Source organism: Streptomyces sp. NPDC049915 (assembly GCF_040656475.1).
Taxonomy (GTDB): Bacteria; Actinomycetota; Actinomycetes; order Streptomycetales; family Streptomycetaceae; genus Streptomyces.
In genome coordinates this window covers 43,722-67,806 of the sequence record NZ_JBFAMH010000004.1, presented here as the reverse complement: position 1 = coordinate 67,806, position 24,085 = coordinate 43,722, and the positions used below count along the sequence as shown (strand labels likewise).

Below are 24,085 nucleotides of genomic sequence, written 5' to 3'. Positions count from 1 at the left end.
CGACTTCCTACATCAGCTTGAAGGGTGGACCATCAAGTTGTCAGTGCGTAACGTCACGAAACGGACAGGGTGTTGTGTCGTCGGTGGTTGGTGTGACCACGATGACCTGCGAGTTTCCCCTGGGTGAGGGATATAGGTCACATCATGGGGGAGATTGGATCACAAAACGGCCCGGAGCCGCGTGAGTTCGCGGACTCCGGGCCAAGGGCTCACACAAGGTGTCCCGCCGGTTACGCAGGGGTCAGCTGAGGCGCTCGATGACCATCGCCATGCCCTGGCCGCCGCCGACGCACATCGTCTCCAGGCCGAACTGCTTGTCGTGCCACTGCAGGGAGTTGATGAGCGTGCCGGTGATGCGGGCGCCGGTCATGCCGAAGGGGTGGCCGACGGCGATGGCACCGCCGTTGACGTTCAGCTTGTCCAGGTCGATGCCGAGGTCCTGGTAGGACGGGATCACCTGGGCGGCGAACGCCTCGTTGATCTCGACCAGATCGATGTCGCCGATGGTCAGACCGGCGCGCTGCAGCGCCTGCTTGCTCGCCTCGACCGGGCCGAGGCCCATGATCTCCGGGGACAGGCCGGAGACGCCGGTGGAGACGATCCGGGCGAGCGGGGTCAGGCCCAGCTCGCGGGCCTTGGTGTCCGACATGATGACGAGCGCGGCGGCGCCGTCGTTCAGCGGGCAGCAGTTGGCGGCGGTGACCATGCCGTCGGGGCGGAAGACCGGCTTCAGGCCCTGGACGGCCTCCAGGGTGACGCCGGCGCGGGGGCCGTCGTCCTTGGAGACGACCGTGCCGTCCGGGAGGGCGACCGGGGTGATCTCGCGCTCCCAGAAGCCGTTCTTGATGGCCTCCTCGGCGAGGTTCTGCGAGCGGACGCCGAACTCGTCCATCTCCTGGCGGCTGACGCCCTTCCAGCGGGCGAGGTTCTCGGCGGTCTGGCCCATCGCGATGTACGCGTCGGGCAGCAGGCCGTCCTCACGCGGGTCGTGCCAGGTCGTGCCCTCCTGCTGGGCGACCTCGGCGGTGCGGGCCTCGGCCTCGGTGAAGAGCGGGTTGTGCGTGTCCGGGAGGCTGTCGGAGTTGCCCTTGGTGAACCGGGAGACCATTTCGACGCCGGCCGAGATGAAGACATCGCCCTCGCCGGCCTTGATGGCGTGCAGGGCCATGCGGGAGGTCTGCAGCGACGAGGAGCAGTAGCGGGTGACCGTACAGCCGGGCAGGTGGTCCATGCCCATCTGTACGGCGACGATACGGCCGAGGTTGTTGCCCTGCTCGCCGCCGGGGAGGCCGCAGCCGAGCATGAGGTCGTCGATGTCCTTGGGGTCCAGCTCGGGGACCTTGGCGAGGGCCGCCTGGATGATGGTGGCGGTCAGGTCGTCCGGGCGCAGGTCCTTCAGGGAGCCCTTGAAGGCGCGGCCGATGGGGGAGCGGGCGGTCGAGACGATGACGGCTTCGGGCATCACGGCTCCATGGGCTTGCGGGGGTCGGGCGGACTTCCTGGGAAGTTACCCCTCCGTATGGTTCAGGTCACGGGCGGCGAGGTGTGACCTTGACCGCAACTTTCTAAGCGCTTGCTTTTGTCTGGCCGACGGCTGGGGCGGGAGGAGTGCGGGGGGCCGGGCTCGTGTGTCGTCTACGGGTGAGTGGTGGGCCGGTCGCGCAGTTCCCCGCGCCCCTTCGGGTCGGCACAGCCGCGGGCAGTCGTGCCTCCACCGCAGTACCGAGTACCCCCGTCGCGCGGCCCAGCCGCACCCACGGCCTACGGCGACGGTGCCGCAGCCGGCTCCGTTTCCGGGACCCGGCGCCGGCGGCGGCGCTTCAGCAGGGCCCAGGGGCCCCGTGCCGCCGCCACCTCGGTGCCGGCCTCCGACGCCGCTTCCGCCGCCGCCTTCGCGACCGGCAGGAAGCCCTCGCGGCGGCTGACGTCCGGCCGATCCTCCTCCGCCGGCCACAGCCCCAGCGTCGCGCAGACGGTCGGCAGCACCGCCATCGCGGCGGTGGCGTACCCCTCGGCGGAGGGGTGGTAGCTGTCGGGGCCGAACAGCTCACGCGGGTTCGCCGCGAACTCCGGGCCCAGCAGATCGCCCAGCGACACCGTGCGGCCGCCCTGCTCCACCGCCCCGATCGTCTGCGCCGCCGCCAGCTGCCGTGAGGCGCGCCGGGCCAGCCAGCGCAGTGGCTGCTGCACCGGCTCGATGGTGCCGAGATCAGGGCACGTGCCGACCACCACCTCCGCGCCGGCGGTGCGCAGCCGCCGTACCGCCGTCGACAGGTGGCGCACCGAGCGGGTCGGTGGCATCCGGTGGGTGACGTCGTTCGCGCCGATCATGATCACGCAGATGTCGGGGAGCAGGCCGGGGTCCGCCAGGGCCACGCTCACCTGGCGCTCCAGGTCGTCGGAGCGGGCGCCGGGCAGGGCGACGTTGCGCAGCTGCACCGGGCGTTCGGCGACCGCCGCGAGCCCGGACGCCAGCAGCGCGCCCGGTGTCTGCCCGGCCCGGTGGACGCCCTGCCCGGCGGCGGTGGAGTCGCCCAGCATCAGCAGCCGCAGCGGGGGTTCACCCGGGGTGTCGTAGGACAGGCCGTACAGGCCCTCGGCGTTCGGCACATGGTGGGTGGTGCCGTTGCTCACCTGACGGCGGGCCATCTGCGCCTCGGCCACCAGCAGACCGACCAGTGCCGCGCCCGCCAGTCCGATCCCGCCACCGCCGTAGGCGGCGCCCGCCGCGATGCGACGGGCCACCCGCGCCCTCGACATGCTCGTCATGCGTCGCCGCCACCTCCTCGAACCGCCCTCACCCACTCAATGCCCCGTACGGACCGTTGCCCAATCTCAACGAAGAGTGAACGCCCGTCGCGGACGCGCGGCAGAAGGCGGGCCCCGTCGTGCGATTCCCGCCGTCCGCCGTGAATCCGGCGACAGGGCCTAGGCTGGCGGAACCACTACGACCACATCTTTTGCAGCATCCGGAGACAACGGTGCAATTCCACGACTCGATGATCAGCCTCGTCGGCAACACCCCGCTGGTGCGGCTCAACAGCGTGACCAAGGGCATCAGGGCGACCGTCCTTGCCAAGGTGGAGTACTTCAACCCGGGCGGGTCGGTGAAGGACCGCATCGCCCTGCGCATGATCGAGGCGGCCGAGCAGAGCGGCGAGCTCGAGCCGGGCGGCACGATCGTCGAGCCGACCAGCGGCAACACCGGCGTCGGGCTCGCCATCGTGGCCCAGCAGAAGGGCTACAAGTGCATCTTCGTGTGCCCCGACAAGGTGAGCACCGACAAGATCAACGTGCTGCGGGCCTACGGCGCGGAGGTCGTGGTGTGCCCGACCGCCGTGGCGCCGGAGCACCCCGATTCCTACTACAACGTCTCCGACCGGCTCGTGCGGGAGACGCCGGGGGCCTGGAAGCCCGACCAGTACTCCAACCCCAACAACCCGCTCTCCCACTACCACTCCACCGGCCCCGAGCTGTGGGAGCAGACCGAGGGGAAGATCACCCACTTCGTGGCGGGCGTCGGCACCGGCGGCACCATCTCCGGCACCGGGCGCTACCTGAAGGAGGCCAGCGACGGCCGGGTGAAGGTCGTCGGCGCCGACCCCGAGGGGTCCGTCTACTCCGGCGGCTCCGGCCGGCCGTATCTCGTCGAGGGCGTCGGTGAGGACTTCTGGCCGACCGCCTACGACCGTGACGTCGCCGACGAGATCGTCGCCGTGTCCGACAAGGACTCCTTCCAGATGACCCGCCGCCTCGCCAAGGAGGAGGGCCTCCTCGTCGGCGGTTCCTGCGGCATGGCGGTCGTCGCCGCGCTGGAGGTGGCCGAGCGGCTCACCGAGGACGACGTCGTCGTCGTCCTGCTGCCGGACAGCGGGCGCGGCTACCTCAGCAAGATCTTCAACGACGAGTGGATGGCCGACTACGGCTTCCTGGAGGACGAGGGGCCGAGCGCCCGCGTCGCCGACGTGCTCAACGACAAGGAGCACGGCGCCATCCCGTCCCTGGTGCACATGCACCCCGAGGAGACCGTCGGACAGGCCATCGAGGTGCTGCGCGAGTACGGCGTCTCGCAGATGCCGGTGGTCAAGCCGGGCGCCGGCCACCCGGACGTGATGGCCGCCGAGGTCGTCGGCTCCGTCGTCGAACGCGAGCTCCTGGACGCCCTGTTCAGCAAGCGGGCCTCGCTGGAGGACCCGCTGGAGAAGCACATGTCGGCGCCGCTGCCGCAGGTCGGCTCCGGCGAGCCCGTCGCGGACCTGATGGCCGTGCTCGGCAAGGCCGACGCGGCGATCGTCCTGGTCGAGGGCAAGCCGACCGGGGTCGTCTCCCGGCAGGACCTGCTGGCCTTCCTCGCCAAGGGCTGAACGAGACGGTGAACCCGGGGTGAACCGCCGCTTGCGGCGGCGAACTCGCGGTGACCTGGGCCGATCGGGCTGACGCGGAAGTGGTACGAGGGTGTCACGTCCGCGCAGCACCGGCTTAACACGCGCCCGGCACAGTAGTGGGTGTCGGCAGGGGGCGGGAGCGGCTCCCCGTCCTCGCCGGCGGCGTAACGGCGTCACGGACCTCCGGAGCGGCTCCCGGACCTCCCATGGACGCCACGGACGCAGGAGCCCGGTCCTGACCCGGCCCGCGTCCCCACGCGGGGACCGCCGTCGTCCCGCCCCCCGGCAACGGGGGTGCGGCGGTCCCCGCGCACAACTTCCCCCGGCGCGTCACCATTTCGCCGCGTACGGTGTTTCCGTCCCGCCCGGGATGTTTCCGTCCCCGAGCACGATGCTTCCGTCGCCGCGCATGACGTTTTCGGAACGGATCCGCGACTCTTCCGTGCCCATTACCCGTCGGTCGGTGTCGGTGCCGGGTGAGAGGATCACCGGCATGGCCCTTCCCCAGCCCGACGACCTCGCCACGCTCGTCCTGCGCACCGACTTCACCGACGACACCGCCTGGGACGCCCTGTGCACGGCGCTCGACTCCGCCGACGGCGCGAGCCGCGTCAGCGACCCCCGGTTCTCCGGGGCGAGCGTCCAGGCGCTGCTCGACGAGGAGCTGGCGGCCGAGGAGGACGAGCGGATCTGCGAGGTGTTCCTCGCCGACGCCACGACCCTCACCGATCCCGAACTTCCGCTGCTCGCCGTCGACCTCTACGACGAGCCCGGCCGCACCTTCCGGGTCCCGGTGCGCTGGTACCCGGAGCTCGCCGCCAACCTCTCGATCGCCAACCTCGACTTCGCCGACTACGCCGACGCGGCCGACCCCTCAGGCACGTTCCGTGGCTTCGGGGGCGGCTGAGGCCCAACTGCCCAGCAGCGCCAGGCGTTCGGCCGTCTCCGAGCCCGGCTCGGGCGTGTAGACGACGATCGTCAGGTCCGGGTCCCCGGGCAGGGACAGGGTCTCGTACGGCAGGGTGAGCAGACCCGTGACCGGATGGTGGACCTTCTTCACGCCCCGCGCGCACTCCGCGACCTCGTGATCGGCCCACAGCCGGCGGAAGTCCTCGCTCTTGACGGAGAGTTCACCGACCAGTGCGCACAGCTCGGGGTCGTCCGCGTGCAGCCCGGCGCTCAGCCGCAGATGCGCCACGGTCTGCGCGGCGACCGCGTGCCACTCCGGGTACAGCTCGCGGCCGGCCGGGTCGAGGAAGACCTGCCGCGGGACGCAGCGCTCCTCGGGGGCCGTGCGGCTGAAGCCGTTCAGGGCGTCACCGAGGACGTTCCAGGCCAGTACCTCCATCCGCTGGTTCAGGATGAAGGCGGGGCTGCGTTCCATGCCGTCCAGCAGCAGCTGTACGCCACGGCGCACGCGGGGCGCCGCCGGCCGGACGGCGGTGCGCCGGTCGTGCGGGCGGGCGAGGGTGCGCAGATAGGCGTGTTCGGTCTCGTCCAGGCGCAGCACCCGCGCGACGGCGTCGAGCACCGCGTCGCTCACTCCCCCGGACTTCGTCCGGGAGGTGCCCCCACTGCCGCGGCCCTGTTCCAGCCGGATGTAGTAGTCGACGCTCACCCCGGCGAGCTGCGCCACCTCCTCGCGGCGCAGACCGGGCACGCGGCGCCGGCCGTGCGTGGGCAGTCCCACCTCCTCCGGCCGGATGCGGGCGCGGCGCGAGCGCAGGAAGTCACCGATGTCGGCAGTGTTCCGGTCCCCGGTCATGACCCCGATCCTAGGCGCGCGGGGCCGTGGGAACCTGGTACTGGCAGACCCAGGAAAAGCGCAGCCCTGGGTGGGGCGGGCGCGGGCCGCCACAGTGATCACGTGCCGCCGGGAGACGCCCCGGCCGCGGATCACGAGGAGCACCGCATGTCGTACGAGAACCTTTCCGGCCGTACCGCCGTCGTCACCGGGGCCGCCAGCGGGATCGGGCGGGCCGTCGCCGCGCTGCTGGCCGCGCGGGGTGCGCGGGTCGCGCTGCTGGCCCGGCGCGGGGACCGGCTGGAGACGGTCGTGGAGAAGATCCGCGCCGACGGGGGTGAGGCCCTCGCCGTCGTCGCCGACGTCACCGACGAGGAGTCCGTGGCGCGCGCCGCCGACGCCGTGCGCGCCGCCTACGGCCGGGTCGACCTGGTCGTGAACAACGCCGGCGTCATGCTGCCCGGACCCATCGACGAGGGCCGGACCGACGAGTGGCAGCGCATGCTCGACACCAACGTCACCGGCGTGCTGCGGGTGATCCGCGCCTTCACCGGCGACCTGGTCGCCGCGGCCGCAGAGGGCGGCGCGGCGGACCTGGTGAACATCTCCTCCATCGGCGCGCACGTCCCCTTCCCCAACTACGCCGTCTACGGCGCCACCAAGGCCGCGGTCACCTACCTCTCGCAGTCCCTGCGCACCGAGTTCGGGCCGCGCGACGTGCGGGTGACCAACATCGAGCCGGGGCTGACGGACACCGAGCTGAAGGACCACGTCGCGGGCGGTGAGCTGGCCACGCAGCTGGACGGCATGTTCGAGGCGCTCGGCGGGCTGGCGGCCGAGGAGGTCGCCGACGTCGTCGCCTACGTCACCAGCCGCGCCCGGCACATCAACCTCCGCCAGATCATGGTGCTGCCGACCCGGCAGGCGTGAGGCGGGCGCGGCGTCCTCACTCCTGCCAGTCGGAGTCCCGCTCGGCACGGCGGCGGCCGAACAGGGCGGCGTTCGAGCGGGCGGCCTGGACCATGTTGACGCCGACGATGCCCGCCCAGGCGACGACCAGGCCGCTCAGCCCCGCCTGGGTCACCGCGATCGCGGACAGCGGGATGGCGAGCACGAGCGAGATGATCCCGAAGCCGAACCGCTCCGCCCAGGAGTCCGACCCTCGCGTGGACCGGGCGCCGCGCGCCTGTGCCATCTGCTGCTCGGCCAGCTGCCGGCGCACCCGGCGGTCCACGACCGCGTCGACCCGCTGGTCGACCTTCTCCAGGAAGGAGTCGACCAGCGCCGACTCGTACTCCTCACCCAGCTCCCTGCGGGCGTGCAGGGTGGCGTCGAGTTCCCTCTTCAGCTCCGTGTCGTGGGCGTCCATCACCGTCTCCCGTCCCGTGGTCCGGCGTCCACGCTAGGGAGTGCGGGCCGCCTCCGCACTGGGGACAACCCCCGTGTCGTTCCGGGGGTCCGCCGGGCGCCGGGAGATCAGCAGGAAGAGCACGGCCGGGACGACCAGGCCGACGATCCAGGAGATGTCGGCACCGCCGAGCGGCTCGACCAGCGGGCCGGTGTAGAAGCCGGTGGCCAGGAACGGCAGCTGCGCCAGCAGCCCCACCCCGTACACGGCGAGGGTGCCCCAGCGCCAGGCGCCGTAGCGGCCCCGCGCGTCGAACAGGGCGGGGATGTCGTAGCGCTCGCGGGAGACGAGGTAGTAGTCGGCGAGGTTGATCGCCGACCACGGGGTGAAGAAGGTCAGCAGGAACAGCAGGAAGTCCTTGAAGGACGACAGGAAGCTGTCCTTGCCGGCGAGGGCCACCGCGGTGCCCGCCACCATGATCAGCGCGATGTAGGCGGCCCGGCCGCGCCGCGACAGCACCGCCTTGCCGCTGAAGCCGCTGACACTGGTCACCATCGACATGAAGCCGCCGTAGGTGTTGAGCACGTTGATGGTGAGCTTGCCGAGCGCGATGACGAAGTAGAAGAAGGAGGCCACGAGGCCGGTGCCGCCGAGCGCGACGACATAGCCGACCTGGCCGTCCAGGAACTTCTCGCCCGCCGTCGCCGCGACCAGCACCCCGAACGTCATCGACCACTGGCTGCCCAGCGCCGAGCCGGACAGGGTCCACCAGAAGGTGGCCTTCGTGGAGGTCGTGCGCGGCAGATAGCGGGAGTAGTCCGCCACATACGGGCCGAACGCCAGCTGCCAGGACGCCGACAGGGACATCGCCAGCAGGAACACCGGCAGCGAGAAGTGCGCGTCGTGCAGCAGGGCCGTCACGTCGGCGCGGTCCAGCAGCCGGATGCCGAGGTAGACGAAGGCGAGCGCGCAGATCGCGCTCGCGATACGCCCCAGGGTGTGGATGACCCGGTAGCCGACGGTCGCCATGACCGCGGTGACCAGGGCGAACACGATGATGCCGGTGGTGTCGTCGGTGTGCGTCAGCTCGCCCACCGCCTGCCCGGCGAGCACACTGCCGGAGGCGAAGAAGCCGATGTACATCACGATCACCAACAGCAGCGGAACCACCGCGCCGCGCACCCCGAACTGGGCCCGCGACTGGATCATCTGCGGCAGGCCCAGCTTCGGGCCCTGCGCGGAGTGCAGCGCCATCACCGCGCCGCCGAGCAGGTTGCCGAGCAGCAGGCCCACGACGGACCACACGACATCGCCGCCGAAGACGACCGCGAGGGCGCCGGTGACGACGGCGGTGATCTGCAGGTTGGCGCCGAGCCAGAGGGTGAACTGGCTGAAGGCGGTGCCGTGCCGTTCCTCGTCCGGTACGACGTCGATGGAGCGCAGTTCGACGAGTTGAGCCATGCGTACTCCCCGGTCGGGCTGTATAACCGTATGCAGGGTTCACGTAGACTGAATAAATTGTCAATGCCTCGGCGCTGTACTCTCCCGGGGCGGCGAGGACAACTGGAGGGGGAGTACGTCATGAGCGCGACCGACAGCCCGGCGAGCCGGTTGCAGGCCCTCTTCGAGGGGCACCGGCTCACGCCGACCCAGCGGCGCATCGCGCACAGCATGGTCCGCCGCGCCTCCGACGTGCCCTTTCTGTCCAGCGTGGAGCTGGCCGAGCTGGCCGGGGTCAGCCAGCCGTCGGTGACCCGCTTCGCGGTCGCCCTCGGCTTCGACGGCTATCCGGCGCTGCGGCGGCACCTGCGCGAGGTCGTCCCCGCCGAACCGGCCGCGGACTCCGCGTCGTACAACGAGTACCAGCAGGCCGTCGAGGCCGAGATCGAGAACCTCCGGCACCTCGCCGACCTGCTCGCCGACCCGCGCCCGGTGCACAAAGCCGGCCGCATCCTCGCCGCGTCCCGGCCCCTGCTGGTGCTGGGGATGCGCGCTGCCGCCTCCCAGGCCTACGGCTTCTCCTACTTCGCCGCCAAGGTCCACCCGGACGTCCGGCTGCTCAACGAGGGCGGCACGATGATCCACGACCGCGTGGACGCCGCCGTGCGCGCCGGCGCCACCGCCCTGCTGTGCTTCGCGCTGCCGCGCCACCCGCGCGAGGTCATCGAGTCCCTGGAGTACGCCAAGGAGGCCGGACTGACCGTGGTCACGGTCGCCGACTCCGCGTTCGCGCCGGTCGCCAAGGTCTCCGACCTGCTGCTGCCCGCCGCCGTCGGCACCGGACTCGCCTTCGACACCGCCTGCGCGCCGATGCTGCTCGGGCGGGTGCTGCTGGAGGCGATGGCCGACGAACTGCCGGACGCGCAGGCCCGCCTGGAGGACTTCGACGCCAAGGCTGCCGCGCGCGGGCTGTTCGTGGAGTGACAGCCGGACACCTCCGGCGTTCTCAGATTCGTCTCAGGTTCTGCCGCTAGCTTTCCCGGCGGCTTCATGGACGGCTCGATGGACACGTGACACGGGGAGGCTGACGTGGCGCGCGGAGGGCAGGGACTCGCTCGGGTCGCCGTCGTCGTACGGGCGGGGGCGGCACCGCTGTGGTGGCTCGGACTGGTCGCGGCCGGGATCGGAGTGGTGCCGCAGGGGCTGACCGGGCGCCGGATCGGCGTGTTCGCGGGGGCGGCGCTGTATCTGCTCGCCGCGGCCGCGGTGGCGCTCGCCCGCCGTGGGCGGTACGCCGCCCTTGCCCGCGGGGCCGCCCGCGCGGGCAAGTACGACATCCTTCAGGACCGCGCGGTGACTGTGCGCGCCTGGCGCCGGGGTCACCGCTGGTGGCTGCTGCTCGCCTTCGCCGCCGCCCTTGCCTCGGCGTTCGCCGTGCCGGTGGCCGGCGGGCTGCTGCTCGCCGGGTGCGGCACCGGGCTGTGGCTGAAGGCCGCGTGGCTCGGGCGGCGGGAGCGGGCCGGGGACGCGCTGCTGTGGGTGCGCGTCGACCGGCTCGACGGGCGCCGCGGGCGTCCCGCCGGCCCGGCGGTCAGGGCCTGGCGCGGCACGGGTATCGCGGCGGGCGACGCGGCCCCGGGCGGGGCCCGCCGCCGCCCCGCGGCGCTGGTCTGACCGACCGGGTGTCTGTCAGACCTCGAGCTCCTGCTCGATCTTCTTCAGCTGGTGGCGGGCCATCGCCAGGTTGGCCCGCTTGGCGTCCAGGACCAGATAGAGGAAGAGCCCGTTGCCGCTTCGGCCGCTCAGCAGGCGGATCAGGTGGTACTGGTCGGTGAGCGTGATCAGGATGTCCTCGATCTCCGTTTTGAGGCCGAGCATCTCCATGGTGCGCATCTTGGCGCGGATCACGTCGGTGTTGCCGGCGGCGGCGACGTTGAGGTCGAACGTCTTGCTGCCGCCCATCGTGCCCAGTGCCATGCCGCTGGTGTAGTCGACCAGGGCGACGCCGGTCGCGCCTTCGATCGAGGCGAGGGCTTCCTTCAGCGCGGTCTCAGTGGTGGCCATGACGGTGATTGCCTTTCAGCTGTCGGTGGTGCGCGCCCCCACTGCCCTGACGGGCAGCGCACGCGCGGTTTCCTGGGGTGGGATCGAGGGACGGGCGGGCGCCTGTGCCAGCGCCTCGTGGGCGTCGACCAGCTCGCCGATGCGGGCGCCGGCGCGGCGGCCCTCCAGATGGAGCCGGCCGACGTTGACGCGGTCCTCGGTGAGCAGGGTCAGCACGGCGGTGCGGCCCGCGGCATAGGTCGCGACGTAGCCCTGCGCGCCGCGGATCAGCAGTTCGCGGAACTCGCCCCGGCCGGTCGCGTCGGTCATCCGGATCGCGACCGCGAGCGTGGTGGCGGTGAGCGCGGACAGGCCGTCCGGCTCGACGCCGGGGGCGTCGTGGGCGAGGACCAGGCCGTCGCGCCTGGCGGCGATCGCGCCGGTGAGCTGGGGGAGGCGGGCGCGCAGCCGGTGGAGCTCGGCGAGGATCTCTGGCTCGGCCGCCATCAGGTGTCTCCTCTCGGTGAGTGAGGTGAGTGAGTCGGTGGGGGGCTCGGCACGGGGGCGTGGCCGGTCAAAGGGCCTCCAGCGCATCCCTGACCCTCTTCAGCAAGGCGATGTGGGGATCGAAGTCGTCGGGCAGGGCGGCGGGCGGCTGCGTGGCCGCGGCCGCGGGCGGCGGGTGCGGGCGCGGCGTCGCGAGCAGTCCCGCGGCGGCCAGCCGGCGCACCTCCACCAGCGTGGGAAAGGACCGCCGGCCCTGCGCCAGGGCGATGTCCGGGGCCGTGCGCACCCCGTCGACCAGGGCCAGGACCGCCGCCTGGCGGGCGGTGACCGCCGGTGCCGCGACCGGGTCGGTGCGCGTCAGCGGCGCGCTGTCGGTGAGCGGATCGGGCCACAGCCGGTGCAGCACCTCCCGCCGGCGCAGCACCTCCCGCTCCACGGCGGCGACCGGCACCGCCGGCAGCGCGCCGCCGGGTTGCGCCTCGGCCGCGTAGTGGAAGCGGCCCGGGCTGCTGCTCGGCGCGAGGGCGAAGTACGCGGCGTCGTACAGCGCTTGCAGGTGGCAGATCTCCATCCCGGCCCAGGACAGGTGCCCGGCGTCCACCAGCAGCCGCGCGGTGCCCTCCGGATCGCCCGCCGCGCCGGCCGCCGCCCACCACTGCTCGGCGCTGAGCGCGCCCTGCGCGGTGAGCAGCGCGCCCGGGCCCGGGGCGTACGGGCTCTCGGCGTGCACCACCACACCGTCGGTGAGGTACAGGGTGCCGCCCTCGCGGACCAGGACGCCGGTGGCGTGCTCCGCGGCGAGCCGGTTCAGCATCGGGGACACCCCGCCCGCCGGCTCGCGCAGCGCCTTGTCCCGCACCGGCAGCGGGGGAGGGGCCTCGACCACGGTCATCCCAGCACCAGCCGCCCGGCCATCTCGCCCAGCCGGATGCGGGCCAGAGCGAGATTGCCGTCGGCGCGGCCCAGCCACAGGTGCAGCACCGCACCGCTGTCGAACGGCGCCGGGACGAACCGCAGCAGGTGGTAGCCGTCCCGGTTGCTGACGATCACGTCCTCCACCGGCGGGTCGGCGTCGTCCGGCCCGCCGCCGGAGGTGTCCTCGGCGGCGAAGGCCGGCTGTTCGGCCGCCAGCCGGGCCAGCTCCGCCACCTCGGCGGCGGCCGCCTCGGGATCGCCGCCGGGGCACTCCCCGACGACGCCCAGCGCCAGCCCGCTGGTCCAGTCGACCAGGGCCGCGCCGCGCGCGCCGGGCAGCCGCATGGCCTCCAGTAAGCACTCGTCGATTCCGGGCACGTCGCTCCCCTCCGCCTCGGGTCCGGGCGAGTGACGACGACACTACGCACCGTACGGAGGGCCGGTGAGGCTTCTGGCATTTTCCAGCGGAACATGCGGAGCGCGGACTAGTGTGGGTCAACTGAGCACATGTTCGGGTCTGTTGACCCGTTCGGGGGAGGGATGCTCACCCGCGCCCGGAAGCGGGCAGGGTGGTGAGCGCCCCGGCGTGCGCCCCGCCGGACTCGGCGACGATCTCGGCGAGCGTCTGCGGCTCCCGCACGACCGCGAAGGCCACGCCGCCTTCCCCGTCCGGTGCGAAGCCGTAGACGCCGGGCCGCGCCAGCGAGTTGTAGGCGTAGTGGTGCGCGAAGTAGTACGCGCCCGTGTCCAGCGCCGCCGCGTGGTCCCCCTGCTGCAGCAGCGGCAGTGCCTGCTCGCGGGCCAGCAGGTCCCCCGCGAAGCACGCCGGCCCCGCCACGTCCTGCACCACGGCCGGCCCCTCCTTCGGCCGCCCCTTCGCGTCGTACGCGGCGATCCTGAGCGGCCAGGCGCCCGGCGCGTACACCGTGCGCGTGGCCACCTGCACGCCCGCGTGCGTGACCGCCACCGCCCGACCGCCCGCGCTCTTGGCGTACTCCACGCGCGCCACCACCGTGCCGTGCTTGGCCAGCAGCGACCGGCCGAACTCGGTGACCAGCCCGTACCGCCCGTCGAACAGCCCCGGCACGGTCTCCCGCAGCAGCCGTGCGTACTGCGCGTACGTCGGCGTCGTCGCGTCGGAGGCGAAGTTCACCGGCAGTCCGCCACCGATGTCGAGGGTGTCGATCCGGCGCCGCCCGGCCCGCGCGTTGATCTCCTCCGCAAGCTCGTAGGCCTGCGTCACGCCCTGGGCCATCAGGGACAGCGGGATCCCCTGCGACCCGGTGTGCGCGTGCAGCCGGGTCAGCCACGGCCGCTCCAGATACGCCCGCACCACCCACTCCCGGGCACCCTCGTCGCGCAGCGCCACGCCGAACTTCGAGGTGGCCGTCGCGGTCGACAGGGCCTCGATGGAACCGCCTCCGACCTGCGGGTTCACCCGGATGCCGAGGGGTGATGCGCTGGAGGTGGTCCGCATCAGGGCATCCAGCCGGTCCAGCTCCTGCGGGTTGTCGGCGTTGACCGCGACGCCCAGTGCCAGCGCCTCGCGCAGCTCGGCCGGTGTCTTGGCCGGCGAGTCCAGCACCGTCGCCGCGGCCGGCACCCCGGCCGCCCGCGCCAGCGCCAGCTCACCCGGGCTCGCCACCTCGGCGCCGATGCCCTCCTCCCACAGCAGCCGCATCACCGGCACCAGCGGGGTCGCCTTCACCGCGAAGGCGTGCAGCACCGGTGTGCCCGGCGCGGCCACCGCCTCGAACGCCGCCCGCAGCGCTGCCGCCGACTCCCGGATGCCGGTCACGTCGAGCAGCCCGACCAGCGGCGCGTCAGGGCCCAGCAGGCCCTGTTCCACCGCGGCCCGCACCGCCTCGTCCCGCCGCGCCGCGCGCTGGTGCGCCTCCGTGTCGATGTCGTGCTCCACGAATCGCCCCTCCTGTCGCCCCGTGTCTGTGCCTGCCGTGCCGCCTTGTCCGCATCCAGCCAAACACCCGCGGCGCGCGGACGTGGCCGCTCCCCCGTGTTGACTAGTTCTATTCAGGAAGTCAGGATGTGAATAGTCGTAGTAACAGCAGGAGGCAGACGATGTCGGGACCCCGCCCCGTACGAGCACCCCGCGGCACCGAGCTCAGCGCGCAGGGCTGGCAGCAGGAAGCCGCGCTGCGGATGCTGCAGAACAACCTCGACCCCGAGGTCGCCGAGCACCCCGACAAGCTCGTCGTCTACGGCGGCACCGGCAAGGCCGCCCGTGACTGGCGCTCCTTCGACGCGATGGTCCGCACCCTGCAGGGCCTCAAGGCGGACGAGACCATGCTGGTCCAGTCCGGCCGCCCGGTCGGCGTCATGCAGACCCACGAGTGGGCGCCGCGTGTCCTCATCGCCAACTCCAACCTGGTCGGCGACTGGGCCAACTGGGAGGAGTTCCGCCGCCTGGAGGCCCTCGGCCTGACCATGTACGGCCAGATGACCGCCGGCTCCTGGATCTACATCGGCACCCAGGGCATCCTCCAGGGCACCTACGAGACCTTCGCCGCCGTCGCCGCGAAGAAGTTCAACGGCACCCTCGCCGGGACCATCACCCTCACCGCCGGCCTCGGCGGCATGGGTGGCGCCCAGCCCCTCGCCGTCACGATGAACGACGGCGTGGCCATCTGCATCGACTGCGACCCGCGCGCCATCGACCGCCGCATCGAGCACCGCTACCTCGACGTCAGGGCCGATTCCCTCGACCACGCCCTGCAGCTCGCCACCGAGGCCCGCGACCAGCGCAAGCCGCTGTCCATCGGCGTCCTCGGCAACGCCGCCGAGCTGGTCCCGCAGCTGCTCGCGATGGGCGCCCCCATCGACATCGTCACCGACCAGACCTCCGCCCACGACCCCCTGGCCTACCTGCCCGTCGGCATCGCCTTCGAGGACATGGCCGACGCCGCCGCCAAGGACCCGGCCGGCTTCACCACCCGCGCCCGCGAGTCCATGGCGCGGCACGTCGAGGCGATGGTCGGCTTCCTGGACGCGGGCGCCGAGGTCTTCGACTACGGCAACTCCATCCGCGGCGAGGCCCAGCTCGCGGGCTACGACCGCGCCTTCGCCTTCCCCGGCTTCGTCCCCGCCTACATCCGTCCCCTGTTCTGCGAGGGCAAGGGCCCCTTCCGCTGGGCCGCCCTGTCCGGCGACCCGGCCGACATCGCCAAGACGGACAAGGCGATCCTCGACCTGTTCCCGCAGAACGAGTCCCTGGCCCGCTGGATCAAGATGGCCGGTGAGCGGGTCCACTTCCAGGGCCTGCCCGCCCGCATCTGCTGGCTCGGCTACGGCGAGCGCGACAAGGCCGGTGAGCGCTTCAACGACATGGTCGCCTCCGGGGAGCTGGCCGCACCGATCGTCATCGGCCGCGACCACCTCGACTGCGGCTCCGTCGCCTCCCCCTACCGCGAGACCGAGGCCATGCTCGACGGCTCCGACGCCATCGCCGACTGGCCGCTGCTCAACGCCATGGTCAACGTGGCCTCCGGCGCCTCCTGGGTGTCCCTGCACCACGGCGGCGGCGTCGGCATGGGCCGCTCCATCCACGCCGGCCAGGTCACCGTCGCCGACGGCACCCCGCTCGCCGGCGAGAAGATCCGCCGGGTGCTGACCAACGACCCCGGCATGGGCGTCATCCGGCACGTCGACGCCGGCTACGACATCGCCGAGTCCGTCGCGGCCGAGCGCGGGGTGCGGGTGCCGATGCGTGAGGGTGACGGGGCGTGAGCTTCCACAGCATGTGGGCGGAGTTGCTGCCGATCGGCCGCGACTCCGCCTCCGGCGGCTACCGGCGCTACGCCTGGACCGGCGCCGACGCCGACTGCCGGGCCTGGTTCCGGCAGCAGGCCGAGGACCGCGGGCTCACCTACGAGGTGGACCGCAACGGCAACCAGTGGGCCTGGCTCGGCGACCCGCACGCCGGGGACGCCGTCGTCACCGGCTCCCACCTGGACTCCGTGCCGGACGGCGGCGCCTTCGACGGCCCCCTGGGGGTGGTGTCCTCCTTCGCCGCCCTGGACGAACTGCGCGAGCGGGGAGCGGAGTTCACCAAGCCGCTCGCCCTGGTCAACTTCGGCGACGAGGAGGGCGCCCGCTTCGGGCTCGCCTGCGTCGGCTCCCGGCTCACCGCCGGGCAGCTCACCCGCGAGCAGGCCCACCGCCTCACCGACGGCGACGGCGTCACCCTGGCCAAGGCCATGGAAGCCGCCGGCCACGACCCCGACGCCATCGGAGCGGACCCCGAACGGCTCGCCCGCATCGGCGCCTTCGTCGAACTGCACGTCGAGCAGGGCCGCGCCCTCGACCTGACCGGGGACGCCGTCGGCGTGGCCAGCGCCATCTGGCCGCACGGCCGCTGGCGGTTCGACTTCCGCGGCGAGGCCAACCACGCCGGCACCACCCGGCTGGTGGACCGGAGCGACCCGATGCTGCCCTACGCCCAGACCGTCCTCGCCGCCCGCCGCGAGGCCGAACTCGCCGGTGCCGTGGCCACCTTCGGCAAGATCGCCGTGGAGCCGAACGGCGTCAACGCCATCCCCTCCCTGGTGCGCGGCTGGCTCGACTCCCGCGCCCCCGCCCAGGACACCCTCGACACCGTGCTCGCCGGCATCGAGAAGGCGGCCCGGGAGTACGCCGACGCCCACGGCGTCGACCTGGACGTGGTCCGCGAGTCCTTCACGCCCGTCGTCGAGTTCGACCACGCCCTGCGCGACGAACTCGCCCGCCTCCTGGGCCACGACGGCGAGCTCACCGTGCCCGTCCTCGGCACGGGCGCGGGACACGACGCCGGGATCCTGTCCGGGAGCATCCCGACCGCCATGCTGTTCGTACGCAACCCCACGGGCGTCTCGCACTCCCCGGCCGAGTCCGCCGCCGAGGACGACTGTGTGGCCGGAGTGCACGCCCTCGCCGACGTACTGGAAGGACTGGCCTGCCGGTGACCCACAGGACGTACTGGCTCGAACACGCCTGGCTCGGCACCTACGTCGAGCCGGGCGTCGCCCTCGACATCACGGGCGGCCGCATCACCGCCGTCCGCACCGGCGTCACCACCCCGCCGCCCGGCGCCGAGGTGCTGCGCGGACTGACCCTGCCCGGACTGGCCAACGCGCACAGCCACGCCTTCCACCGGGCCCTGCGCGGCACCGTCCAGGTCGGCTCCGGCACCTTCTGGACCTGGCGCGAGGTGATGTACTCCGTCGCCGACCGGCTCACCCCCGACAGCTACCACGCCCTCGCCCGCGCGGTGTACGCCGAGATGGCGCTGGCCGGCATCACCGCCGTCGGCGAGTTCCACTACGTCCACCACGCCCCCGGCGGCACCCCCTACGCCGACCCCAACGCGATGGGCGAGGCGCTGATCGCGGCCGCCGCCGAGGCCGGCATCCGCATCACCCTCCTGGACACCTGCTACCTCTCCGCCGGCTTCGGCGCCGCGCCCGACGCCCACCAGTTGCGCTTCTCCGACGGCACCGCCGCGGCCTGGGCCGAACGCTCTTCACTTCTCAAGGAACGCGATCACGCACGGATCGGAGCGGCGATCCACTCGGTGCGGGCCGTGCCCGCCGAACAGCTGGCCACCGTCGCCGCCTGGGCCGAGGAGCGGCGGGCCCCGCTGCATGTGCACCTCTCGGAGCAGACCGCCGAGAACGACGCCTGCCTTCAGGCACACGGCTGCACCCCCACCCGGCTCCTCGCCGACCACGGCGTGCTCGGCCCGCGCACCACCGGCGTGCACAACACCCACCTCACCGACGAGGACATCGCGCTGCTCGGCGGCTCCTCCACCGGCACCTGCATGTGCCCCACCACCGAACGCGACCTGGCCGACGGCATCGGACCCGCCGCCGCCCTGCAGCGCGCCGGCTCCCCGCTCTCCCTCGGCTCCGACAGCCACGCCGTCGTCGACCTGCTCGAAGAGGCCCGCGCGATGGAGCTGAACGAGCGGCTGCGCACCCGCACCCGCGGCCACTGGACGGCCGCCGCCCTGCTGCGCGCCGCCACCGCCGACGGCCACGCCGCCCTCGGCTGGTCCGACGCGGGCACCCTCGCCCCCGGCGCCCTCGCCGACTTCACGACGATCGCGCTGGACTCGGTCAGGACAGCGGGACCGCTGCCCCGGCTCGGCGCCGAGACGGCCGTATTCGCCGCGACGGCAGCGGACGTACGGCACACGGTCGTGGGCGGCCGGCACGTCGTGCGCGACGGTCACCACTCACTCGTACCGGACGTGCCGCAGGCACTCGCGAGCGCCGTCGAAGCCCTGCGCGGCTGACCCGGCCGTCACCCATCCAGGCCCACCACGAGGACACCATGAGCACCGTCATCACCAACATCGCCGCGCTGGTCACCAACGACCCCTCCCTCGGTGACGGCTCCCCCCTCGGTCTGATCCAGGACGCGGCCGTCGTCGTCGACGGCGACCGCGTCGCCTGGATCGGTACGTCAAGCAAAGCACCCGCCACTGACAACCGGGTCGACGCAGGCGGCCGGGCGGTGCTCCCGGGCTTCGTCGACTCCCACTCCCACCTGGTCTTCGCGGGCGACCGCACGGCGGAGTTCAACGCCCGTATGTCCGGCCGCGCCTACAGCGCCGGCGGCATCCGCACCACGGTCGCCGCCACCCGTGCCGCGAGCGACGCGGAACTCGAGGCCAACCTCACCCGTTACCTCGCCGAGGCCCTGCGCCAGGGCACCACGACGTTCGAGACCAAGTCCGGTTACGGCCTGACCGTCGAGGACGAGGCCCGCGCCCTGCGCATCGCCGCACGCCACACCGACGAGGTCACCTACCTCGGCGCGCACATCGTCTCCCCGGACCACGCCGACGACCCGGCCGCCTACGTCGACGTGGTCACCGGCGCGATGCTGGACGCCTGCGCGCCGCACGCCCGCTGGATCGACGTCTTCTGCGAGAAGGGCGCCTTCGACGGCGACCAGGCCCGCGCGATCCTCACCGCCGGCAAGGCCAGGGGCCTGCTCCCGCGCATCCACGCCAACCAGCTCTCCCACGGCCCCGGCGTGCAGCTCGCCGTCGAACTCGACGCGGCCAGCGCCGACCACTGCACCCACCTCACGGACGCCGACGTCGACGCCCTCGCCAACAGCTCCACGGTCGCCACGCTGCTGCCCGGGGCCGAGTTCTCCACCCGCGCCGAGTGGCCCGACGCGCGCCGGCTGCTCGACGCCGGCGCCACGGTCGCCCTGTCCACGGACTGCAACCCGGGCTCGTCCTTCACCTCCTCGGTGCCCTTCTGCATCGCGCTCGCCGTCCGGGACATGGGCATGACCCCCGACGAGGCGGTGTGGTCGGCCACCGCGGGCGGCGCGGCCGCCCTGCGCCGCGACGACATCGGCCGCCTCACCCCGGGCGCCTATGCCGATCTCGCCGTCCTCGACGCCCCCAGCCACGTCCACCTGGCGTACCGGCCGGGTGTCCCGCTGGTCACGGAGGTCTGGCGCCGCGGCACGCGCGTGGCCTGAGCGGGCCGGCGCGGCAGCCGGCCGTGCGGCGTCAGCGCGCCCCGGCCCGCCACCGCTGGCGGGCGCTCCCGTCGAGGCGGTCCAGGGACAACCCGTCGCCGCCCCACTCCGGGGTGAGGGCACTGCCGAGGTCGATCACCGGGCGGATCGCCCCGTCGCCGTCCACCACGAACCGCAGATTGTCCCCGTTGCGCCCGTACAGCGAACCGCACTCCCAGATCCCGACCCCGCGGTCCACGTCGCCGCGGCTGTCCAGGCAGAAGCCGGGATCGGCGTACGACTGCAGCGCGCCGCGCTCGTCGTCGTAGCGCCAGCGCTGGGTGGGGGAGGAGTCGCACGGGGCGGTGACGACGTCGTTGCCCTCCTCGAAGGCGCCGTCGCGCACGTCCAGGCACAGGCCCGACGCTGCGTTCACCACCTGCGCGTACGTGCCGCCCGGCGGCCGCGGCGCGGGAGAGGGCGGGGCAGGAGGCCGCCGGGTGGGAGCCGGCTTCGGCGCGGCGTGCGTGGACGACGGCGCGGCGGACGGTGACGTCGAAGGCGACGGCGAGGGGGACGCCGACGTGCGGGACGGTGAGGGGGACGCCGGGACGGTCGTCGTGGCCGTCACCGTCACGGGCGGGGCGATCGTCGGGGTGGTGACCGCGCTGGCCCGGTCCTGGGCGGGCTGCTCGGCGGGCTCCAGCAGCAGCACCAGCAGCGGGACCAGCGCGACGCCGAGCGCGGCGGAGGCGAGCGCGACCCGGCGGGCGGGCCGCCAGGCCGGCTGTTCGGGCGGGAGAAGCGGACCGGTGTCGGCGGCCTCCTGCCGTAGATATGCGGTGCCGCCCCACGCCAGCAGTCCCTCGGCCAGCACCGCGGCGGGCGTGTCGTACAGCGCGGTCAGCTCCTCGCGGGCGGCCGTGCAGGAGGCGCAGTGCGTCATGTGGGCCCGCAGATCGGCGCTGTCGCGGGGGCCGTCGGGCCGTACCGACTCCTCGATCAGACGGCGGAAGTCACCGCAGTCCGGGTCGGGCGAGGCGGCCAGGCGCTGCCGCAGGCAGGCCTGGGCCAGGGCCTTCAGCGCGGGGCCGGTGCCGTGGGCGACGTCCGCGGGGCTCACGCCGACAAGGGCGGCGGTGCGCTCGGCCGTCTCCCCTTCCAGGACGCCGTACCAGATCAGGCCCTGGGCGCGCGGGGGCAGGGAGCGGAAGGCGGGGAGCATCGCGGGGGCCGGCCCGTGCGGGCCGGCGCTGCTCATCACGAGCAGAAAAGAGGGGTCGAGGCCGCCCGCGCGCTCGTCGGCGGACCAGGCGCCCGCGAGCTGGACGGTGAGCAGCAGCAGGTGGTGCCGCCACGGTACGGCGGGGTCGATCCCGCGGGCGACCTCACGGGCCGCGTGCGCGAACGCCTCCGCCGCCAGTTGCCGGGCCGCCGCGTCACCGGCGGCACACAGGCGCGCGTAGTCCAGGACGCGGCTCAGGTGGCGGCGGCGCAGCTCCTGCAAGGCGGGGTAGGCGGTCGCGGTCCCCGTGCGCAGCAGCTCCGTCAGACGTGCGTCGGACGCATCCGCGTACCACTCCGCCTCCGCCCGGGCCATCCGCCGCCTCCTCGCGCACGCGTCCCCCGGCATACCGTCCGGTTGGGGGGTGACCGTAGTGCATGGGGAAGGCGCAGGGGACCCGGGGAGCGAAAGTTTCCCCGGGTAACCCCTGTGAACGCCGTGGAGGGTCCTGTCAGTCCTCGACGGTGAGGCCCTTGCGCAGCCGCACCAGCGTGCGCGACAGCAGGCGCGAGACGTGCATCTGGGAGATGCCGAGCTCCTCGCCGATCTCCGACTGGGTCAGGCCGGCGACGAACCGCAGGGAGAGGATCTGCCGGTCGCGCGGCGCGAGCTCGGCGATCAGCGGCTTCAGCGACTCGACGTACTCGATGCCCTCGAGCCCGTGGTCCTCGTAGCCGATACGGTCCGCGAGCGCGCCCTCGGCGTCGTCGTCCTCCGGCTGGGCGTCCAGCGAGGAGGCGGTGTACGCGTTTGAGGCGGCCATGCCCTCGACGACCTCGTCGTTGCTCAGGCCGAGGCGCTCGGCCAGCTCCGCGACCGTCGGGGCGCGGTCCAGCTTCTGGGCCAGCTCGTCGCCCGCCTTGGCGAGGTCCAGGCGCAGCTCCTGCAGCCGGCGCGGGACGCGCACGGACCAGGACGTGTCGCGGAAGAAACGCTTGATCTCCCCGATGATGGTTGGCATCGCGAAGGTCGGGAACTCGACGCCCCGGGACAGTTCGAAGCGGTCGATCGCCTTGATCAGGCCGATGGTGCCGACCTGGATGATGTCCTCCATCGGCTCACTGCGGGAGCGGAAACGGGAGGCGGCGAACTTGACGAGCGCGAGGTTCAGCTCCACGAGGGTGTTGCGCACGTACGAGTACTCGTACGTGCCTTCTTCGAGGGACTCGAGCCGCTCGAACAGAGTCTTGGACAGGGCCCGCGCGTCGACGGGACCCACCTCGTCGTAAGGGGGGATGTCCGGGAGTCCGGAAAGGATGTCCTCCGGAGGGGGTGTCGACGTCGTCGTCCGGGTATGCGAGGCGTCGAGCCGGGGTGACATGAGGTCCTCCATCGTTCTCGGCATATGGCTGCCGAAGCCAGTACGTGCACTGCGGTGTGCGGCGCCTCCAAAGCCGGCCGTGTCGGTTACGGGTTCCTACTAGGCCTACCCGCTCGCAGGGAACGATCGCAAGTGCGTTTCGTTCGGGTATGTCCGTTTGTGTGCGGTTGTTCGGGTGTCGGGTCCCGTGGAGAAGGCGTAGTGTTCGAGGTCGTCAGTCAGCAGCCACGACCTCGGGAGTAACACGGCATGGACCGCGGGACGGTCGGCAGCGCACAGTCGGGCCGGCTTCTGGTGGAGGTGCGGGAAGAGGGCTCCAGTGCCGTCGTGACGGCGGCGGGTGAACTGGACCACCACACCGCCGAACTGCTGCGCGAGCCCCTTGAGGACTGCCTCGGCAAGGGCTTCAGCAAGCTCGTCGTCGACTGCTCGCGTCTGGAGTTCTGCGACTCCACGGGCCTCAACGTACTGCTCGGCGCCCGCCTGAAGGCGGAGGCCGCCGGGGGTGGGGTGCATCTCGCCGGGATGCAGCCGGTGGTGGCCCGTGTGTTCGAGATCACAGGCGCTGAGGCGGTCTTCACCGTGCACGACTCGGTCGAGGACGCCCTCGCAGGTGACAGCGGTTCCGGACCGCCGGGCGCCGCCGACTGACCTGCCCGCCCGTGGGATGCCGTCCGGGCCGCGCCCCGAGGTATGTGTACGTCACACCCGCCGCGCCGAACCGGGGGGTGTTCCGTCCGCCGGGTCGGGCAGGAGACATCCTGAACCTGTCGAGCCATCGACGGAACCATCCCCCGTCGAGCCACGTAGTGAGTCGTGAACCGAAGTCTTGAATCCTGAACTGGTGAATCGGTGAGGTGAAGCGCTGATGAGCACCACCCGGCCTTGTTCGCCGGGCGACCGCGGCCCGGAGCCCAGCGGCGCTTCCGGGGCGTCGGCGGGCCGTCAGGTCCGCACGCTGAGCTTCGACGACCAAAGCGGTGTCGTTCCGCTCGCCCGCGATTTCGCCCGGCAGGCGCTGTACGCGTGGGGGTGGCTGCCGGCCGACTCCGCGGATCAGCGGGCCGCGGCCGAGGATGTGCTGCTCGTCGTGTCCGAGCTGGTCACGAACGCGTGCCTGCACGCGGAGGGGCCGGACCGGATGGAACTCACCTGCGACAACAAGGTGATCCGCATCGAGGTGGCCGACCGCGGCACGGGCCAGCCGGCCCCCCGCACCCCCCACCGCGCCGGACGCCCCGGCGGCCACGGCATGTTCATCGTCCAGCGCCTGTGCCTGGACTGGGGCGTCGTACGACTCCCGGGCCTCGCCGGCAAGAGAGTCTGGGCAGAACTGGGCGCGCCGGCGTAACCGGTATCCCTCCCGACGGCACCGTTTGGGCTGCGCCCGGCATTGTCCTGACCGCCGTTGGCTGCGTGCCCGGCGTTTCGTGCTGCCCGGCGTTGTGCTGACCGCCGCGGGTGCGCAGCCCGGCACGACGGGGTGCGGCTGCGCTCACCGTGCCGCCCTGGGGGTCCCCGCCCTGGGGTCCCCCCTGCTCGAAAAGCTTGGGGGGCACGACTGCCCGCAGCTATGCCAGCCGTTGGCGCGCGCCACGGCGTTGTCGCAGTCGCCGAC

At 72.8% G+C, this 24,085-nt stretch carries 24 protein-coding genes; 11 read left to right on the top strand and 13 right to left on the bottom strand.

The window, feature by feature from the left end; translation table 11 throughout:
- Window positions 1-241 precede the first annotated feature (241 nt).
- Window positions 242-1,462: an acetyl-CoA C-acetyltransferase gene (locus AB0J12_RS07625; protein ID WP_363263292.1), complete on the bottom strand. Its 1,221-nt coding sequence runs from the start codon at window positions 1,460-1,462 to the stop codon at window positions 242-244.
- Between the two features lie 299 nt (window positions 1,463-1,761).
- A complete protein-coding gene (locus AB0J12_RS07620) occupies window positions 1,762-2,769 on the bottom strand; it encodes an SGNH/GDSL hydrolase family protein (RefSeq protein WP_363263291.1) in 1,008 nt (335 codons plus the stop codon).
- A gap of 212 nt (window positions 2,770-2,981) precedes the next feature.
- Between AB0J12_RS07620 and AB0J12_RS07615 the strand changes: the two genes are divergently transcribed.
- Complete coding sequence (locus AB0J12_RS07615) at window positions 2,982-4,364, top strand: cystathionine beta-synthase (RefSeq protein WP_363263290.1); 1,383 nt, start codon at window positions 2,982-2,984, stop codon at window positions 4,362-4,364.
- Window positions 4,365-4,715: 351 nt separating this feature from the next.
- Here AB0J12_RS07615 and AB0J12_RS07610 read toward each other — a convergent pair whose 3' ends face one another.
- A complete protein-coding gene (locus tag AB0J12_RS07610) occupies window positions 4,716-4,880 on the bottom strand; it encodes a hypothetical protein (protein ID WP_363263289.1) in 165 nt (54 codons plus the stop codon).
- Here AB0J12_RS07610 and AB0J12_RS07605 point away from each other — a divergent pair.
- Complete coding sequence (locus AB0J12_RS07605; RefSeq protein WP_363263288.1) at window positions 4,879-5,292, top strand: hypothetical protein; 414 nt, start codon at window positions 4,879-4,881, stop codon at window positions 5,290-5,292. The genes AB0J12_RS07610 and AB0J12_RS07605 overlap by 2 nt on opposite strands.
- On the opposite strand, the gene AB0J12_RS07600 is transcribed toward AB0J12_RS07605, so the two are convergent.
- Window positions 5,260-6,150, bottom strand: a complete 891-nt coding sequence (locus tag AB0J12_RS07600; RefSeq protein WP_363263287.1) for a helix-turn-helix transcriptional regulator — start codon at window positions 6,148-6,150, stop codon at window positions 5,260-5,262. The genes AB0J12_RS07605 and AB0J12_RS07600 overlap by 33 nt on opposite strands.
- Window positions 6,151-6,297: 147 nt before the next feature.
- Between AB0J12_RS07600 and AB0J12_RS07595 the strand changes: the two genes are divergently transcribed.
- The gene (locus AB0J12_RS07595; RefSeq protein ID WP_363263286.1) at window positions 6,298-7,059 is read left to right on the top strand and encodes an SDR family oxidoreductase; all 762 of its coding nucleotides are present in this window, start codon (window positions 6,298-6,300) and stop codon (window positions 7,057-7,059) included.
- Between the two features lie 16 nt (window positions 7,060-7,075).
- Here AB0J12_RS07595 and AB0J12_RS07590 read toward each other — a convergent pair whose 3' ends face one another.
- Together AB0J12_RS07590 and AB0J12_RS07585 are read right to left on the bottom strand one after the other, a co-directional pair.
- On the bottom strand, window positions 7,076-7,498 hold the full coding sequence (locus AB0J12_RS07590; RefSeq protein WP_363263285.1) for a hypothetical protein: 423 nt from the start codon (window positions 7,496-7,498) through the stop codon (window positions 7,076-7,078).
- A gap of 33 nt (window positions 7,499-7,531) precedes the next feature.
- Window positions 7,532-8,938: a cytosine permease gene (locus tag AB0J12_RS07585; protein ID WP_363263283.1), complete on the bottom strand. Its 1,407-nt coding sequence runs from the start codon at window positions 8,936-8,938 to the stop codon at window positions 7,532-7,534.
- A 120-nt stretch (window positions 8,939-9,058) separates the two neighbouring features.
- Between AB0J12_RS07585 and AB0J12_RS07580 the strand changes: the two genes are divergently transcribed.
- Entirely contained in the window at window positions 9,059-9,901 is an 843-nt protein-coding gene (locus tag AB0J12_RS07580) for a MurR/RpiR family transcriptional regulator (RefSeq protein ID WP_363263282.1), read from the top strand.
- A 105-nt stretch (window positions 9,902-10,006) separates the two neighbouring features.
- Window positions 10,007-10,591, top strand: coding sequence for a hypothetical protein (locus tag AB0J12_RS07575; protein WP_363263281.1), 585 nt, complete (start codon window positions 10,007-10,009; stop codon window positions 10,589-10,591).
- Between the two features lie 15 nt (window positions 10,592-10,606).
- Here the strand turns inward: AB0J12_RS07575 and AB0J12_RS07570 are convergent, their stop codons facing one another.
- The 5 genes from AB0J12_RS07570 to AB0J12_RS07550 all read right to left on the bottom strand — a co-directional run bounded on the left by AB0J12_RS07570 (window position 10,607) and on the right by AB0J12_RS07550 (window position 14,300).
- Entirely contained in the window at window positions 10,607-10,981 is a 375-nt protein-coding gene (locus AB0J12_RS07570) for a hypothetical protein (protein ID WP_363263280.1), read from the bottom strand.
- A 15-nt stretch (window positions 10,982-10,996) separates the two neighbouring features.
- Window positions 10,997-11,467 (bottom strand): roadblock/LC7 domain-containing protein, encoded by a 471-nt coding sequence (locus AB0J12_RS07565; protein ID WP_363263279.1) that lies wholly within the window; start codon window positions 11,465-11,467, stop codon window positions 10,997-10,999.
- 67 nt (window positions 11,468-11,534) lie between these two features.
- Window positions 11,535-12,359, bottom strand: a complete 825-nt coding sequence (locus AB0J12_RS07560; RefSeq protein ID WP_363263277.1) for a transcriptional regulator — start codon at window positions 12,357-12,359, stop codon at window positions 11,535-11,537.
- Window positions 12,356-12,760, bottom strand: a complete 405-nt coding sequence (locus AB0J12_RS07555; RefSeq protein ID WP_363263276.1) for a hypothetical protein — start codon at window positions 12,758-12,760, stop codon at window positions 12,356-12,358. The genes AB0J12_RS07560 and AB0J12_RS07555 overlap by 4 nt, the downstream gene beginning before the upstream one ends.
- Window positions 12,761-12,926: 166 nt before the next feature.
- Window positions 12,927-14,300, bottom strand: a complete 1,374-nt coding sequence (locus AB0J12_RS07550; protein WP_363263275.1) for a diaminopimelate decarboxylase — start codon at window positions 14,298-14,300, stop codon at window positions 12,927-12,929.
- Window positions 14,301-14,461: 161 nt separating this feature from the next.
- On the opposite strand from AB0J12_RS07550, the gene hutU reads away from it, so the two are divergent.
- The 4 genes from hutU to hutI are packed head-to-tail and all read left to right on the top strand — an operon-like array spanning window position 14,462 to window position 19,882.
- Window positions 14,462-16,126 (top strand): urocanate hydratase, encoded by a 1,665-nt coding sequence (hutU, locus tag AB0J12_RS07545; RefSeq protein ID WP_363263274.1) that lies wholly within the window; start codon window positions 14,462-14,464, stop codon window positions 16,124-16,126.
- The gene (locus tag AB0J12_RS07540; protein WP_363263273.1) at window positions 16,123-17,340 is read left to right on the top strand and encodes an allantoate amidohydrolase; all 1,218 of its coding nucleotides are present in this window, start codon (window positions 16,123-16,125) and stop codon (window positions 17,338-17,340) included. The genes hutU and AB0J12_RS07540 overlap by 4 nt, the downstream gene beginning before the upstream one ends.
- Window positions 17,337-18,674, top strand: coding sequence for a formimidoylglutamate deiminase (locus AB0J12_RS07535; protein ID WP_363263272.1), 1,338 nt, complete (start codon window positions 17,337-17,339; stop codon window positions 18,672-18,674). Before AB0J12_RS07540 ends, AB0J12_RS07535 begins: the two co-directional genes overlap by 4 nt.
- Before the next feature lie 38 nt (window positions 18,675-18,712).
- Window positions 18,713-19,882 (top strand): imidazolonepropionase, encoded by a 1,170-nt coding sequence (gene hutI / locus AB0J12_RS07530; RefSeq protein ID WP_363263271.1) that lies wholly within the window; start codon window positions 18,713-18,715, stop codon window positions 19,880-19,882.
- Window positions 19,883-19,913: 31 nt separating this feature from the next.
- Here hutI and AB0J12_RS07525 read toward each other — a convergent pair whose 3' ends face one another.
- Entirely contained in the window at window positions 19,914-21,461 is a 1,548-nt protein-coding gene (locus AB0J12_RS07525; RefSeq protein WP_363263270.1) for an RICIN domain-containing protein, read from the bottom strand.
- A gap of 136 nt (window positions 21,462-21,597) precedes the next feature.
- Entirely contained in the window at window positions 21,598-22,467 is an 870-nt protein-coding gene (locus AB0J12_RS07520; protein WP_363263269.1) for an RNA polymerase sigma factor SigF, read from the bottom strand.
- Window positions 22,468-22,716: 249 nt separating this feature from the next.
- On the opposite strand from AB0J12_RS07520, the gene AB0J12_RS07515 reads away from it, so the two are divergent.
- Window positions 22,717-23,118, top strand: a complete 402-nt coding sequence (locus AB0J12_RS07515) for an STAS domain-containing protein (protein WP_363263268.1) — start codon at window positions 22,717-22,719, stop codon at window positions 23,116-23,118.
- Window positions 23,119-23,335: 217 nt separating this feature from the next.
- Complete coding sequence (locus tag AB0J12_RS07510; RefSeq protein WP_363263267.1) at window positions 23,336-23,818, top strand: ATP-binding protein; 483 nt, start codon at window positions 23,336-23,338, stop codon at window positions 23,816-23,818.
- Window positions 23,819-24,085: the final 267 nt, after the last annotated feature.